The following is a 15,342-nucleotide window of genomic DNA, read 5'->3' as shown; positions in this document are numbered from 1 at the left end:
CTAACTCTGCTCATACTCCTGTACCAACTGGTGCAGGAAATAGCTGCCGGCAGAGCTCAGGAAATAACGACCTGCCCCGGAGCGGAACAGCAGGTTCCGCTTTTCCAGGTAATCCAGCGCTTCGCTCAACCCTTTCTCGAAACGGGCGGCCCGAAGGATGTCCTGATACTCCTCATCCGCTCCCAGATTCGCCAGATCCTGCTCGTTTAAACCGGCTTCCGGCCGCCCCAGATAATCCAGATCTCTGCCGCTTCGGGCAAAGTAACGGCCGATCAGAAGCAATATCACCTGCACCCGGAAAGCGTTTTCATCGTGCTCTTCGCTTTCGTCGTCACTGCTCTCTTTCAGGAAGAAAAAGGCGCCGGTTTCATTGAACACCAGGTCGCTACCCAGATGCTCATAGAAAGTACGGAAGTGAGACAGGTGGTTATACAGCAGGTTGTAGAGGGGGTTGGCATGAAGTTCCGAGCGGTTGTTGTCCCACACATCCCGGACAATCACCCGGCCAGCCTGGAACTCCCGGTAGATGGCGGCACTGTGAGCCGGCAGGATCTGCTCGAAGCTGGTCGCGCCCTGCTCGTTCAGGGTGCTCTCTGTATCCCGGGTTTCCACGAAATCAGGCATGGTCTGGCTCTTGTTCTGTATCAGTCGTATTGGTTTCAAGGCGTCGTTTGCGGTACACAAACTGTTCACAATCCGGCGCCTGTTCGAGGGTGCGGAAACGGTTAGTGGTTGTCACCTGCATACCCTCCGGCGGCGAATTGACCAGCCGGTTCAGGGCTGCCAGCAGGTCCGCAAAACGGTAGCCCGGGATGAAGCCATCCAGCCGGCCGTGAAGCTCCCGCACCAGATCCGCCGTGGGCCGCAATTCCAGGGTTTCCAGCCATTGATACAGTTGGTTGATGCGCTGAACATCTACCCGGCTTTCGCGGCCGCTTCCGGCCACTTCCTGCAGTACCGGCACTTCGGATTGGCGGCGCAGATCGCTCCGGCGCAGCTCCAGTTCGCTGAACAACAACTGGTAGTAGCTCGACGACTGGCCAAAGGCATAATGCTTGGGCCGCTGCTGTGCCCGCAGGCCCACCAGGAAGCCGGTGCTGCGGGCAAAATCGCCGCCTTCGAGCCATTTTCGGCGCAGGCTGAGGGTTTCGGTGTCGTCTTTGAGCGTACGCAGCTTGCCGTAGAAATGCTCCATGGCGTTGTACTGGGCCATACCCCGGCGTGTTTTGCGCAGGAAGTGCTCAACCTCCTGGGCCACCGCCTGAATGGGCTTGTACAGGGCATTCAGGCTGATAGAGGAACGGAACAGCTGGTCCGCCAGGCTATGGTCGTCGTGACCCTCCAGCAGGCGTACCATGGCTTCCAGGGTTTCAAACAGGTTGCTGCCGTCAGGCAGCCGGGTGTCCGGGTTCAGGAACACCAGCGTGGGTTTGATATGGCGTTCATAAAGGGTCACGATCTGCTCAAACAGATTCTGGCGGAACTCCAGGTACTTCTCCGGCGCCCGGCTGGCATCACCGGACAGGTCCGCCAGCTGGGCACTGATAGTCTGCATGCGCAACACGTTCTGGCGCAACAGGCCGATCAGTTGGCTGACCCGCTCGTTCAGATCGTCCCGCAGCTCGGTGTAATCCGGATCAGCATCACTGAAACTGCTGGTTTCCAGGCGATTGCGCACATCCCGAAGAGTCACCAGATGGCCGCGCAGGCGGGCGTCAGTAAGCTCTTGGTAGAGCGAGGCGTTACAGGCCCGCATCAGATTGATCAGTGCGTCCTGAAATACCAGCCGGCGTTCGCCGTCGGCCTTGATGATGTCGATGATCAGCCCACTGCGAAACAGATTGTCGGTGTTCAGGGCCAGCCGCACGCGCTCCCGATCGGCCTTGCCCAGGCCTCGAGTGTAATCCATCACCTCGGCCACCAGGTCGCTTTCCCGGATGAACCGGGCTTCATTGCGGTCCATGCGCTCGATCATCCGGAACAGGATTTTCGGGTGCTCAAACAGCAGCCGGGTGGTGTCCAGGGTGCTGAAGCGTTTACTCATCCACCGGCTCCAGCAAGCTGTTCTGGGTCTGGTCTGCCCAGTGGCTCAGCGGTTCACCACCAGTAAAACCTTCCGCGCCGCCCCAGAACACCAGAGTGCGTTCCTTGCTGTAGGGCCGCGCGGTGCGCATCTGCCCCACTTCCAGGTGCCGGCCAATCAGGTAGATCACTTCGGCGCTGGCGCTGTGGGTAGCGGCAGAGAACAGGTTGAATCCCTGCTTGCGCAGCCGTTCCAGCAACGACGGCATCTGGCTGATATCCACGCTGGCCAGTTCGTCGAGCACCATGGGGAACGACAGCTGCACACCCGGGTACAGCACCCGCTTGAGCAGGCGGTACACCAGTTCCAGGTTGATCAGTGCGGTAGTGGAGGTGGACTGGCCCTTCTTGTCCAGGTTGGCGGCGTTCTCCTTGCGGGTGCGATAGGAAATGCCGGTGATGACTTTATCCATGGTCAGGCGTTTGCTGCCGCCCTGCTCCCCGAAAAAGTCCGCCACGAACACCCGCAGGCGGTCGTAGAAGGCGTCGGACTGCAGCTGGTTGCCATACGGGTCAATGTTGTTGGCTTCTTCCACCAGATTGCGGAATTTAGGATCGGTGTGAATGTCCACCCGGATTTCCACCAGATCGTTGATGCGAACGCCGTCCAGTTCCCGATTGAGCTGGGCCTCGAACCGTGCAATGTGTTCGTGGTTGGACTTCAGGGCCTGGCGGTAGCTGGCGACGGTTTCATTGTGGATGCCGACCTGCTGCTCCAGAACACTCCAGCGCTCGGCCATGCCGGCGTACAGATCTGAAAGGCTCTTGAAGGTGCTTCGGATAACAGACGACGCGGGGCTGTCTTTCTGCAATTCCCCTTCGGTATCTTCATGGATACCCAGGTACACAAACTGGCGAAGGTGGTCGAGAATGTTGCGGCGCCGCTCTTCCAGATCATCCAATTGGCTTTGCAGGGCGTCGAAGGCGGCCGCCGATACACGATCAATGTCCAGTGGCTGCTCCGCTTCAACCGCTCTCAGGTGCGGGAAGCGGTGCTCCACAGTGCCGACACTTTTACTCAGGGCCGCCAGCTCGCGCTCTCGCTCTTCAGTGCGATCTTTCTCTGCTTTTGCTCTCGTGGCTTTCGCCTGAACCGCGTCCTGTTTCTCCTGCTCCAGCCGGGCCTGCTCGTCGAGCTTGGCAAGCTGCTCTTCCGCCGCCTTTTTCTCCTCGGTGGCATCCCGCAGGGTGGTGGCCGCCGCCGGGTAGCGCTGGAGCGTTTCCAGATCTTTCTCGATAGACCGGATTTCCTTGTCCGTGCGCTCGATCAACTGAGGTCGGTCGTGTTCCTGATTGGCGGTGTCAGCCAGCTCTGAGCGTTCTTTCTCCAGACCATGAAGTTCACCTTCAATATTATGGCGTTGCTCGGCAAAGTTGGTGTGCCGGGCAGGCTGGTTCTCGTATTCAGTATCAAACCAGTCAAAGCCGCGATCGTTGGGGGCAAACAGGCGCGCGAAGGCTTCAATGGTGGCTTTGCTATCGGCATCTAGATCCTGGCCGGGGCTCGCCATCATCAGCCGGGGATCAACCGCCCGCAACGGCGCAGCGGTCGTTTCGTCCAGCTGGTTCTGCAACTGCCACTGCTGTTTGCTCTCCCGGTCTTTCAGGGTTTCCAGCTTGCGCTCCAGATCCTGCTTTTTGCGCTGAATCTGCTCCAGTCGGATTTCCGCCTGGGCGGCGCTTTTCAGGGCAGCAAGGTGGCCTTTCTTGCTTTCCAGTTCTTCGGTCTGGATCTCTGCAATTTCCTGCAGGGTCATATCGCCATACTGCGAGATCAGCAGCTCACCGTCTTTCTGGCTCTGTTCGGCCTGCTTGATACGCCGATCGGCGGAGCGAATCTCGCCCTTCAAACCGCTGGCATCCTGCTCCAGTTTTTTCAGGGTTTGCAGCACGTGGCGCAGGGTGTCGTTCTGATCGTTGAAAGCCTCAAGCGCCGCCCCGCGTTTGGCAGCAATATCGGCCAAGGCGTTGGTCACCCCGTCCCGGAAGGCGGCAAACTCGTGCTGGCTGCGCAGCAAGGTCTGGTAGGCCTGGTAGTCCCGGTTCAGCTTCTCAAACCGGTGTCGCTCTTTCTCGATACGGTTGAGCTGGCTTTGCTGCTGCTTGAGCTGATCGTGGCGATTGAGGAAATCGTCGATGTTGAAGTCAAAGGCATCGTCAGCAAACTTCTTGTCCGCTTCGATAATGCTGGCCACGGCGTTGGCCATGGCCTGATCGTCCGCCTTCATCTCGAACAGCAGCAGGATCAGGGTGCGCAGTGATTGCACCCGGCGTTCGTCCGATTCGCCCAGGGGCAGCACGGAGTAGCGCACCGCGTCGGCGTTCATCAACTCACTGCTGTAGAGCATGGTTTTCAGTTTGGCCGGGTCGTTGACCAGCCTGGTCTCTTTCGAGAGCTTTTTCAGCGCCTCCGACAGCCGGGTGAATGAGAGCTCCGGCACCGCCTGGCCAATGCCATCTTCATCGTCGCCGTTCCAGAACAAAGGTCGCAACTGGTCGTAACTGACCGGTACAAAGGCCCGGCCGTAGCTAAGCTGGCTTGCGTTGTCGCGATACAGGATCTGGCAATGGGTGCCGGCCGGGTTCTCCGCTTCCATAATCAGGAAGCTGAACTGGCTGGGGAAATAGTGCTGGTAGCTTTCCTCGTTGGTGTAGAAACTGCCGGCGCTGGCGTTGCGGAAGGCAAATTTCTTGCGGCTGTTCTTGAAGTTATTCTCTGGCAACAGGAACAGGCGCAGGGAGTTCAGCAAGCTGGATTTACCCAGGTTGCCCGGCCCCAGAATCAGGCCGTGGTTGTCTACCGGAATTTCCACGTAACAGAAGCCGGCGGAGTCCACCAGCACCAGGCGGCGAATGCCGAAGGTGAACGTGCTCGCGCTCGCCTGTGAATCACTCATCCAGAATCATCTCCTGTTCCATGAATTTGCCGGTGGCCCGGAAGGCCTGCGCCAGCGACACAAACTCCAGATCTTCCGCCAGCGACAGGGCTTTTGTAAACCTTTCGGTGGAGTCCGGGGTTTTGCGGAAACGGCTCAGCCAAGGTTGCCAGTCAGCCGGCTGCAGATAGCAGGCCTTGTCGCCCAGTGCCGATCGCACCGATGAAAACATCTGCAGGCCGCCGGCATCGTAATCAAAGGCGCAGAGCACCTCATCGTAACTGGTCAGCCAGTTCAAATCCGCAGTACCGGTAATCCGATTGCCGCCACCGAGCACGACATCGCTGTTTGTGAGATCAACTGTCTGGCCCAGGCAGTCACCGGCAAAGGCCAGCATCTGTCGGTAGTAATAGAAATTTCGCTCATTCTCCACCACCAGCACCCGGGGCGCTGGCCGAAAACCGATATCCACCGAATCTCCGGTAATCACCACCGAATCCGGCCGGTTGCCTGTCAGGGCGTGATGATATACCAGCAGAAAACTCACATCGGTGCCGTGGCGGTGGGAATCGCCCTTCTTCGCCGCATCTACTCTGCTAACGGGTGAAGCGGCCTGTCGATGTAACTCTGCAAACGCAGCTTCATCAAGAATGGTTACCTGCCAGCGATTGGCGCCAACCTTCTCCGTTGCGAACAGCTCCCGATGCCGCCGACGCTGGGAATCCGGCAGCTTCTTCAGAAAGGCCTCGTAGTTAATCGCCTGGCCCTGAAGGATTTTCTGGAGGTAGTTCTTCAATAGCTCACCTGTCCGCAGATTGTTATTATCGGTCTACCAAAATATGACACCTTATGAGCCACGGAGGGCCCATGCCAACCATCAGTGAATTCTTCGGCATTCTGATACGGATGTATTACGATGACCATAATCCTCCCCATTTTCACGCTTATTATGGGGAACACGAGGCCATCATTCTGATCGAAACGCTGGAGATTGTTGAGGGCAAACTGCCCAAAAGAGCCAAAGCGATGGTTATCGAATGGGCCTTTGAACACCGGCAGGACCTTATCGCAGACTGGCGCCTTGCCGAGCTGCACCAGCCACTGAAGAAGATAGAGCCATTGGAATGAACAGCATGCCCAGAGTCACCCATGTGGAAGCCAAGGCCGATTACGTACTGGCCGTCACCTTCGATGATGGTACTCACGGCGAGATCAGCCTTGCAGATCGTTTGTTTGGCCCGATGTTCGAGCCCCTGAAAGACCCGGCATTCTTTGCTCAAGCAAAAGTTGATGAGTTCGGAGCCATCTGCTGGCCCAACGAAGCAGACATTGCCCCGGATGCTCTCTACCGCAAAATCAAATCTGAACAAACTGGAACAGTATGTCGCTGAAGTACAAGATCGTACCCGTCACACCCTTTGAACAAAACTGCACCCTGCTCTGGTGTACCGAAACCCACAAAGCAGCGGTGGTCGACCCTGGCGGGGACCTGGATCGCATTCTGGCGGCAGCCGAGGACGAAGGCGTGATTCTGGAAAAGATCCTTCTCACCCACGCCCACATAGATCACGCCGGCGGCACGGCGGAGCTGGCCAAATCAGCGGGGCTGCCCATTGAAGGCCCGCACAAGGACGACAACTTCTGGATTCAGGGCCTGGCCATGCAGGCACAGATGTTCGGGTTTCCGGCGCCGGAGGTGTTCACGCCCAATCGATGGCTGGAAGACGGGGATACAGTGACCGTTGGCAATGAAACCCTGGAAGTACTGCACACGCCGGGCCACACCCCTGGCCATGTGGTGTTTTTCCATCGAGGCTCAAAACTGGCCCAGGTGGGTGACGTGCTGTTCAATGGTTCCATTGGCCGCACGGATTTCCCGAAAGGCGATTACAACACCCTGATTCACTCTATCCGGGAAAAGCTGTTCCCGCTCGGGGATGACGTTAGCTTTATCTGTGGCCACGGCCCCATGTCTACGTTTGGCCAGGAACGCGCCACCAATCCGTTTGTGTCTGATCACCGGGGCTGAGTGCCCCGGTATATCGCCCATTTCAGCTCTGGGACAGGCGGAACTGCTCGATGGTTTTGCGCAGGGTTTCCGCCATGGCCAGCAGATCCCCTGCAATTCGCGCGGTCTCCTGGGCATCGCTGGAGGTCTGCTCGGCAGAGCGGCTGATTTCAATCACGTTCTGATTGATGGAGTCCGACACTTCGCTCTGCTCGTTAGCCGCACTCTCCATTTCCTCATTCAGCCCCGTGATTTCACGCACCGCTGCAGCAATGGTTTGCAGCTCGGTTTCCACTTTCAGAATTGAATCCACCTGATGCTGGGCAAGTTCCGAGGCATGGCGCATGGTACCGACACAATCCACCACCTCTTTTTTCAGCCCCTCAATGGTTTGGCGAATCTCCTCAGTGGACGCCTGAGTGCGCGAGGCAAGCGCCCGGACTTCGTCTGCGACCACGGCAAATCCCCGGCCCTGCTCACCAGCTCTGGCCGCTTCAATCGCCGCGTTCAGGGCCAACAGGTTGGTCTGGTCGGCAATCTCGGAAATCAGCTCCAGCCGTGAGGCCATTTCCGTTGTCCGCTGATCCAACTGCTCAATACGCTGCGCACCGTTCTGGACTTCCGCGTTCAGAGATTCAATACCCTGAACCGCATTTCTAGCCAGATGCTCTCCGGTTTCTGCCGATTTGGTGGTATCGGCCGATTTCCGTGCGGTAGTCACCGCGTTCTCTCGAACCTGCACCGCGGAAGCGGCCATCTCGGTGGTGGCACTGGCCACCTGGTCGGTATTGTCTTTCTGGGCCAGCACTTCCTGCTCGGTGGTCTCTGCCTTACCGGCAATGGTGCGGGCCGCCGCTTCAACCTGTTCTGCGTTGTCCATCACCGTATGCATGCTGGCGCGGATCTTGGCGACCATCCGATTGAACGCACGAGAGACCGAACCAATCTCATCGTTTCGGGTTACCTCCAGCTCTATGGAGAGATCCGAATTGCGGGAGATTTCATCCATTCGGTCGTGTAGCCGACGTAAGCGGGAAAACACCAGGCGCCCCAACACTACGGTAGTCAGTATGAAAATAACCACAAAGATCAGAATCTGGATACCGCCACTCACCATCAACTGCTGCTGCAGGCGCGCGTCGCTCTCCGCCAAAGAATAGTCGACCCGAATAGCGCCAAGCACGTCCCCTTCCTGGGCCTGGTGACAGCCGAGGCAGTTCACGCCCTGATAGTTTTCGCTGGCAATAACCGGCTCGATCAACGTGTAGACACGACCCGCGTCGTTCTCCGAATAGTGCTCTACCCGTTCACCATCCAGCGCTTTCATGTCCAGCGGCTCACGGCGTTGTTCGGCGGCATTACCTGCACCGTACATGGCATTAAGCTGATCGCTGCGGATCACCCGAACATCCAGTACGTCCTCAGGAGCCATCACCTTCTCCCGTAGAACATCACGGTTATTAATGGTACCCGTCACCATCATGGTGTTAAGGCCATCGAAAAAGGACTTTGCCAGACCATCCACGTATTTGTGGCTGAAATCCTCGAGGTGGGCTCGCTGGGACTGCGCGCTGTAAACAACCGTAAACACGAGAATGACGGTGAAAGCCGCAGCCAGTGCTGCCAATAACAGGAAACGGATTGAGGATTGTTTTTTCATGTGACCCCGACAACAGAAGATGATCTGGACATCCAAGAGTAATGACGGCGAATTGGCGCATAACTTTATAGATATGCATCAATTTTTTTATGACGCAGATCATCCGGACGCGCCCGCTATGTCATTCCTTGCAATGTTTTACATTCGTCCCGGCACACTCAAACCAGAAGGCAAGGCAGATTGGCCCGAAACCTGCAAAGCCTGGTGCATCACGGACTAATTCCGTGATATCCGGCAGAGATTTTCCGTTCAGGGGAGGCAACCATGTCATTGCTGACATCACTGTTACAGGCCAGCACGCGCTTTCAGCAAGCCATGGACAACCGCGCGCCACGCACTGACGTACCCGCCGGAAAAACCAATGAAGGCGCCACCGCAAGCGAGCCCCAGAGCAGCACCGACGACCGCTTCACACCGTCCCAATGGCAGGATCGCAACCCCGCCAGCCAGAAAACCCGGCAATTGCCACTGACCCAGTACAAACAGACGGTAGCCCAGGATTTGTCCTACGTTCGCGAAACTCTGCGGCACAAACTTGCCGAATACAACGTACACCCGGCAACGGCGCTGAGCGTGAGCAAAACCGAGCAAGGCAGCATTCAGCTGGACGGCAAAATTCCCGACCAGGTGCGGGAGAGGATACAACAGGATCTCAACAACAACCGGGGATTTGGTGAGGCGTTAAGCCGCTTGAGCGTGACCGAACCCACCCTGCACTTCATGGATAATGCGCTCAAGCTCAATCAGGCTTATGGCGTGAACAATTCCCTGCTGGATTCACTGCTCAGTGAAAACCAGCAGTTCAATGGACTGCAAGATGTCATCCACCGCTATGACAGCCTTCGCCGCACCGCCACACCCGCCGAGACAGGTATCACAGCGCAGCAACGCTACGCCTTCAGCCTGAATACCCGGGCCTGAAAGCCCGGGGGTAACTGCTAATCAGATCAAACCTGAAACGGGGCCGGATCACCCTTGCCCACCCGCGTAACTTCAGGCACATCACCGGTAAAGTTGACCACCGTGGTAGCCTCCATACCGCAGAAACCGCCATCAATAATCAGATCAAGCTCATGCCCGAGGGTCTCGCGAATATCGTAAGGATCGGTCAAAGGTTCGGTTTCACCCGGCAGAATCAGGGTGCTGCTCATAATCGGCTCACCCAGCTCACCCAGCAATTCCCGAACAATCTCGTTGTCCGGAACCCGGATGCCGATAGACCGCCGTTTGGGATGCAGCAACCGGCGAGGCACCTCGCTGGTCGCGTCCAGAATAAAGGTGTACGGGCCCGGCGTGAAATTCTTCAGTAACCGATACTGGGTATTGTCCACCTTGGCATAAACCCCGATGTCTGACAGGTCACGACACACCAGGGTGAAGTTGTGCTTGTCGTCCAGGCGCCGAATTCGCTTGATACGGTCTGCCGCCTGCTTGTCACCAAGGTGACAGCCCAGTGCGTAGCCTGAATCTGTGGGATAGACAATCACCCCACCCTTGCGCAAAATCTCCACCGCCTGCTTGATCAGACGCTTTTGCGGTGTTTCCGGGTGAATCTGAAAAAACTGGCTCATCCATTAGCTCCTTGTTGAAGCTTCTTGTCCATTGCTGCATCACCTTTCGACCCGCCCATACAGTTGGGCGAAACCGGAGACGCCTGACCACTGGCCGTCCACTCTTCCGGCGTATACAGATGCAATGCCAGAGCATGCACCGGCCCCGCCAGTTCATTAGCCAGAACCTTGTAAATTGCCTGGTGGCGCCGCACCTTCATCTGCCCTTCAAAATCCGCTGAAACCAGCGTTACCTTGAAATGGGTTTCAGAGTTGGGTGGCACCGAATGCATATGGCTTTCGTTCTCCACAGAAATCACGCTGACGTTAAAGCCCGCGACCAGCTTTTCCTCTATGCTTTCCTGTACTTTCATAAAACACCTACTCCGGACTTTAAGCATCAATGTCCCGACCTGCTGTGTAAACAGTCTACTACAGTACGCCGCGGAACCCCGAAGCCCTTGACACAAAAGCCTCAAAGCGACACATTCCCCTGCCAGCAACCAATCCCCAGATACCCATGCACCTGTACATCGCCGAAAAGCCAAGTCTGGCCAGGGCCATCGCCGCCGCACTGCCCGGCCCCCACGAGAAAGGCCAGGGCTGGATACGCTGCGGTAAAGGACCGGATGCTGCCACGGTAAGCTGGTGTATAGGCCACCTGCTGGAGCCCGCCGAGCCTGCGCGCTATAACCCGGCCTGGAAAAAATGGCGCATTGAAGACCTGCCCATGTTCCCGGAACCCTGGCAACTGACGCCCAAAGACAGCGTGCGCCTGCAATTCAAAGTTCTTGAAGCCCTGGTTCGCAAGGCCGACCTCATCACCCACGCCGGCGATCCCGACCGTGAAGGCCAGCTACTGGTCGACGAAGTCCTGCGCTATCTCGGCACCAAGGCACCGGTAAAACGGATACTGATCAACGACCTTACCCCCAAGGCGGTAGCCCGCGCCATACAGAACCCCCGAGACAACCGGGAGTTCCGCCCACTCTCCCATTCTGCGCTGGCGAGACAGCGGGCCGACTGGCTCTATGGCATCAATCTCACCCGATTTTATACCCTCAGCTATCAAACCCGGGGCGAACAGGGCGTCTTCTCCGTGGGTCGGGTACAAACTCCGGTGTTGGGCCTGGTGGTGGATCGAGACAACACCATCGAGCACTTCCAGCCCAAGCCCTGGTACCGGGTCGAAGCCACCTTCCAGGCCAGCGAGCCGGAGGCCGACCAGCGACCGTTCATTGCTCGCTGGTTACCCGGTGACGAATTTCAGGATCATCTGGATGAAGAAAACCGGCTGCTGGACAAGTCGGTAGCCGAGCAGATTGTCGCCGCCATCAGCGGTCGACCCGGCAGAATTGATGAAGCCCGGTTACGCGATCGCCCGGAACCGCCGCCGTTACCTCTGTCGCTGTCTGCACTCCAGATAGAGGCTGGACGACTATACCGGATGGGCGCGAAAGACGTGCTCGACACCGCCCAAAACCTGTACGAACGCCATCAACTGATTACCTACCCAAGGTCAGACAGCCGCTACCTGCCAGAGGAGCATTTCAGCCAACGGGAGGCGGTGATTCGTGCCATCGCCCGTGTCGCCCCGGATTTGTCCGGATTCTGCGAGAAAACCGGTACAGAACGCCGCTCTGCCGCCTGGAATGACCAAAAAGTGGATGCCCACCACGCAATCATTCCCACAGTGCGGCCCGCACCAAACGGCAAGCTGTCTTCGGCCGAACAGAAAATCTACGATCTGATCAGTCGATTCTATCTGATGCAGTTTGCACCTGACGCCGTGCATCGGGAAGGCCGGCTGACGGTCGCGATTCAGGACTATCGCTTTCGCGCCACCGAGACAGCCGTGATCGAGCCAGGCTGGAAAACGCTGGAAATCCGCAAGCGGGAACCCGGGCAAGAGCCAGAAAAAGCTCCGTTGCCAAGACTGGAAAAAAACGAGCCGGTCCTTTGCACTGACCCCCAGACTAACGAGCGCAAAACCCAGCCGCCACAACACTTCACCGATGCCACGCTGCTATCGGCCATGACCAATATCGCCCGTTTTGTCGCCGACAACGAGCTGAGAAAAACGCTGCGGGAAACCGATGGCCTTGGCACCGAAGCGACTCGCGCAGCCATTATCGATACGCTGTTCCGCCGCGATTACCTGTTCCGGGAAAAACGCTTTATCCGCGCCACCGACAAGGGGAAATCCCTGATCGCGGCGCTACCGGAATCGATTCGTACGCCGGATCGCACCGCTGTCTGGGAGGCCACTCTCGAGGGCGTTCGCCGGGGCGAAGAGGACCCAAGAGCGTTTCTGGAATCCCTCAAAGATGAAATCCGCGGATTCATGGCGCAAGCGCCCGCTGCGGGTTTGGCGAATACAGAGACACCAGGCACCGCCATTCACTGCCCGAAATGCCGGGCGCCGATGGTTGAACGGGAGGGCAAGTTCGGTGCGTTTTTTGCGTGCACCCGGTACCCCGCCTGCAAGGGCACCCGCCCCCTGGAGGACCATCAACCCGAGGACGGAACCAGCCAGAAACCGGTACCCTGCCCCCACTGTTTCTCGCCCCTGGTGCGGCGCAAAAGCAAAAAAGGCTGGTTCTGGGGCTGCAGCAATTTCCCCGGCTGCCGACAAACAGTTGATGATCACAACGGCCGGCCAGCGGTGGACTTACGGAATTCTACATAACGATACTGAACGGGAACTCATTTTTTGGGATAATCCCCGACACTGCAGGGTCTGACCAAGGGCTCTGCGCTACGGTATATAAACCAGGCAACACGATCGAGGGCCAGGCTTAATGCGCATTGCTCTGCTGGAAGACGAACACGAACAGGCGCAGCACATCCAGTCCATCCTTTCAGAGAAAGGACATCACTGTGACAGCTTTCCGACCGGCCAATCGTTTCTCGGTGCCGTTTTGCACCGCAGTTATGATCTGATCATTCTGGACTGGCAGATCCCGGACATGACCGGAATTGAGGTACTGGAGAACATCCGGGCACAGCTGAAATGGCCTGTGCCGGCCGTTTTCCTGACCCAGCGTGACAGTGAAACCGACATCGTTCGTGCCCTGGATGCCGGCGCCGACGACTATATCGCCAAACCGGCACGAGCGGCTGAACTGGTCGCACGCATCAATGCACTGGCCCGCCGCAGCAACCCGGAAATCGAAAAGGAGGTTCTGGTCTACGGGCCCTTCGAGATCAACACCAACCAACGCATAATTCTCCTGCACGGGGAGCCACTAACGCTCACCGACAAGGACTTCGACCTGACCCTGTTCCTGTTCCAGAACCAGGGCCGCCTGCTCACCCGCGAAATGCTGCTGGAGCGGGTGTGGGGATTGACCAGGGACATCAATACCCGCACGGTGGATACGCATATGAGCCGCCTTCGCAGAAGGCTCGGGCTCAACCCTGAAAACGGATTTCGCATCAAGACCATCTACCAGCGAGGCTATCGGCTCGAAGCCATCAAGCCCGGTGACGCAAACGAAATTCGGAACGATGACACTGCAAATGCCTGACGCTCTGAGCAAGCACCTGAAAACCCTGGCCTTCCTTGCACTGGCGTTCATGGTACCAGCGACCACTGTCGCGGAGCTGTCAATCGCACGGGGTTCTGCGGTATCCGGCAGCCAACAACGGGACAATGCCCCGGAGTGGGTTTATACCTTACGCCAGGGTGATACGGTTGCGAGCATAACCCAGACGCTGCTTTCCCAGCAGACCACACAGCAACGACTGCTGGAGCATAATGGCCTGGCCAGCAACGCCAAACTCGGCGCCGGGGATACCCTGCGCATTCCCGTAAACTGGCTGAAACGTCAGCCCGAACCGGCCCGGGTGATTGCGGTCACCGGCAACGTGCAACAGATCTCCGGAATGGATGGGCGAAAACTCCCTCTGTCCGAAGATTCGATTGTCCGGGTTGGCGACGAAATTCTCTCCGGTGCCGGATCGGCAACCATTGAACTGGCCGACGGCTCGGAACTCCGGATCTCCCCGAACTCCCGCCTCATGTTCAATCGCCTGACCCAGTTTGGCAAATCGGGCATGGTCGACACCCGGCTTCGCCTGCAACGGGGCGAGGTTCACACCCGTGTTCGCCCGGTCATTGAGGGCGGAGCCCGCTTCGAAATCGAAACACCATCCGCTGTCGCCGCGGTCCGGGGTACGGTATTTGCCATTCAAGCCACCACCAACGGCAGCAGCGTGCAGGTTACCGAAGGTGTGGTGGACTTCGGCCAGCCAGGCAACACCCGCCGCATTCCAGCCGGCTATGGCGCGAGTGTTTCCACCGCCAACGGAGGCGCCCTGAATATTCGGCAACTTCCGCCAGCGCCAACCATGAATCCCTTGCCATCGGTGCTTACTCAGCTTCCGGCCGAACTGTCCTGGCAGGCAGGCGGTTACCCGGCCTATCGGCTGGACATTTTTGACCAGGCATCAGGCACCTGGGTGCAGAGTCGTGATGTGGCTGGTACCCGTTTCGACATCGCCCAACTTGACAATGGCCGCTACGAAATCCAGCTCGCCGCGATTGATCAGCGCGGTATTGCCGGAATGCCCGGTACCGCGGAACTTGAGGTAGACCTTCAGGCAAAAAAGCCGGACCTCACCGCACCGGCTGATGGCGAGAGCGTGAACGACGACATGCCGGAATTCCGCTGGCAACTCAATGGCGCCAACGAAGTTGCCCGGGTGGAGATCGCCGAAGATGACAGCTTCCGGCAGTTGGTGACAACCAGCGAGTGGGCGCCGGAAAGCCAGGCGCTTCCGTCGCGCCCCCTGAGCCCCGGCCAGTATTACTGGCGCGTGGTTACGGAGGCGGGAGGCAGCTCTGTTGCCACCTCCGAACCGCGCAAGATCGTTGTTAACGGCACTCTGCCGCCAGTCCGGATTATCAGCGTGAACTATCTGGACAGCCAGGTTCGGGTGTTCTGGGAAAACATCGACACCGCCACGGATTACCGTCTGCAATTGGCTGAAGAGCCGGCGTTTCGCAATATCATCAAGGAAGCCGATATCGCCGATACCACTGCGGCCTTGCGCCTGATTCCCGGAAGAAGGTATTTTGTCCGCGTCAAAGCGCTTTCTGACGGCCCTCTTGCCAGTCGCTGGGGCCCGGGCAGGGAGCTGTATCTCGACTAACCTTCTACG

General features: G+C 58.0%; 14 protein-coding genes. 7 read left to right on the top strand and 7 right to left on the bottom strand.

Translation table 11 applies throughout. The features are described from left to right. Genes C7436_RS17810 through C7436_RS17795 form a run of 4 tightly spaced genes read right to left on the bottom strand, consistent with a single transcriptional unit; the run spans nucleotide 1 to nucleotide 5,754 of the window. Nucleotides 1–624: a condensin complex protein MksE gene (locus C7436_RS17810; RefSeq protein ID WP_211329894.1), complete on the bottom strand. Its 624-nt coding sequence runs from the start codon at nucleotides 622–624 to the stop codon at nucleotides 1–3. Further along, on the bottom strand, nucleotides 617–2,044 hold the full coding sequence (locus C7436_RS17805) for a hypothetical protein (protein WP_121208640.1): 1,428 nt from the start codon (nucleotides 2,042–2,044) through the stop codon (nucleotides 617–619). Before C7436_RS17805 ends, C7436_RS17810 begins: the two co-directional genes overlap by 8 nt. Continuing rightward, nucleotides 2,037–4,979, bottom strand: coding sequence for a coiled-coil domain-containing protein (locus C7436_RS17800; protein WP_121208639.1), 2,943 nt, complete (start codon nucleotides 4,977–4,979; stop codon nucleotides 2,037–2,039). Before C7436_RS17800 ends, C7436_RS17805 begins: the two co-directional genes overlap by 8 nt. After that, complete coding sequence (locus tag C7436_RS17795; RefSeq protein ID WP_121208638.1) at nucleotides 4,972–5,754, bottom strand: Wadjet anti-phage system protein JetD domain-containing protein; 783 nt, start codon at nucleotides 5,752–5,754, stop codon at nucleotides 4,972–4,974. The genes C7436_RS17800 and C7436_RS17795 overlap by 8 nt, the downstream gene beginning before the upstream one ends. A gap of 71 nt (nucleotides 5,755–5,825) precedes the next feature. On the opposite strand from C7436_RS17795, the gene C7436_RS17790 reads away from it, so the two are divergent. The 3 genes from C7436_RS17790 to C7436_RS17780 are packed head-to-tail and all read left to right on the top strand — an operon-like array spanning nucleotide 5,826 to nucleotide 6,987. Beyond that, nucleotides 5,826–6,086 (top strand): DUF4160 domain-containing protein, encoded by a 261-nt coding sequence (locus C7436_RS17790; protein ID WP_022992877.1) that lies wholly within the window; start codon nucleotides 5,826–5,828, stop codon nucleotides 6,084–6,086. Next, on the top strand, nucleotides 6,083–6,349 hold the full coding sequence (locus tag C7436_RS17785) for a DUF2442 domain-containing protein (RefSeq protein ID WP_011785982.1): 267 nt from the start codon (nucleotides 6,083–6,085) through the stop codon (nucleotides 6,347–6,349). The genes C7436_RS17790 and C7436_RS17785 overlap by 4 nt, the downstream gene beginning before the upstream one ends. Beyond that, nucleotides 6,340–6,987 (top strand): MBL fold metallo-hydrolase, encoded by a 648-nt coding sequence (locus C7436_RS17780; protein WP_014421981.1) that lies wholly within the window; start codon nucleotides 6,340–6,342, stop codon nucleotides 6,985–6,987. The genes C7436_RS17785 and C7436_RS17780 overlap by 10 nt, the downstream gene beginning before the upstream one ends. Before the next feature lie 22 nt (nucleotides 6,988–7,009). Here the strand turns inward: C7436_RS17780 and C7436_RS17775 are convergent, their stop codons facing one another. Next, nucleotides 7,010–8,626 carry a methyl-accepting chemotaxis protein gene (locus C7436_RS17775; protein ID WP_121208637.1) on the bottom strand — a complete coding sequence of 539 codons (1,617 nt, stop codon included), beginning with the start codon at nucleotides 8,624–8,626 and terminating at the stop codon, nucleotides 7,010–7,012. 264 nt (nucleotides 8,627–8,890) lie between these two features. Between C7436_RS17775 and C7436_RS17765 the strand changes: the two genes are divergently transcribed. After that, nucleotides 8,891–9,547 carry a hypothetical protein gene (locus tag C7436_RS17765; protein ID WP_121208635.1) on the top strand — a complete coding sequence of 219 codons (657 nt, stop codon included), beginning with the start codon at nucleotides 8,891–8,893 and terminating at the stop codon, nucleotides 9,545–9,547. Between the two features lie 26 nt (nucleotides 9,548–9,573). Here C7436_RS17765 and C7436_RS17760 read toward each other — a convergent pair whose 3' ends face one another. Both C7436_RS17760 and C7436_RS17755 read right to left on the bottom strand, forming a co-directional pair. After that, nucleotides 9,574–10,197 (bottom strand): L-threonylcarbamoyladenylate synthase, encoded by a 624-nt coding sequence (locus C7436_RS17760; RefSeq protein WP_011785986.1) that lies wholly within the window; start codon nucleotides 10,195–10,197, stop codon nucleotides 9,574–9,576. Beyond that, on the bottom strand, nucleotides 10,194–10,550 hold the full coding sequence (locus tag C7436_RS17755; RefSeq protein ID WP_121208634.1) for a BolA family protein: 357 nt from the start codon (nucleotides 10,548–10,550) through the stop codon (nucleotides 10,194–10,196). Before C7436_RS17755 ends, C7436_RS17760 begins: the two co-directional genes overlap by 4 nt. Nucleotides 10,551–10,696: 146 nt before the next feature. Here C7436_RS17755 and C7436_RS17750 point away from each other — a divergent pair, with 146 nt between their 5' ends. From C7436_RS17750 to C7436_RS17740, 3 genes are all read left to right on the top strand, one after another. Beyond that, nucleotides 10,697–12,865, top strand: coding sequence for a DNA topoisomerase III (locus tag C7436_RS17750; protein WP_121208633.1), 2,169 nt, complete (start codon nucleotides 10,697–10,699; stop codon nucleotides 12,863–12,865). A 112-nt stretch (nucleotides 12,866–12,977) separates the two neighbouring features. Further along, nucleotides 12,978–13,706 (top strand): response regulator transcription factor, encoded by a 729-nt coding sequence (locus C7436_RS17745; protein WP_023008796.1) that lies wholly within the window; start codon nucleotides 12,978–12,980, stop codon nucleotides 13,704–13,706. Continuing rightward, nucleotides 13,699–15,333 (top strand): FecR domain-containing protein, encoded by a 1,635-nt coding sequence (locus tag C7436_RS17740; protein WP_370257272.1) that lies wholly within the window; start codon nucleotides 13,699–13,701, stop codon nucleotides 15,331–15,333. The genes C7436_RS17745 and C7436_RS17740 overlap by 8 nt, the downstream gene beginning before the upstream one ends. Nucleotides 15,334–15,342: the final 9 nt, after the last annotated feature.

The sequence above is a fragment of the Marinobacter nauticus genome (assembly GCF_003634635.1).
GTDB lineage: Bacteria > Pseudomonadota > Gammaproteobacteria > Pseudomonadales > Oleiphilaceae > Marinobacter > Marinobacter nauticus.
This window is presented reverse-complemented; position numbering and strand designations above follow the sequence as displayed.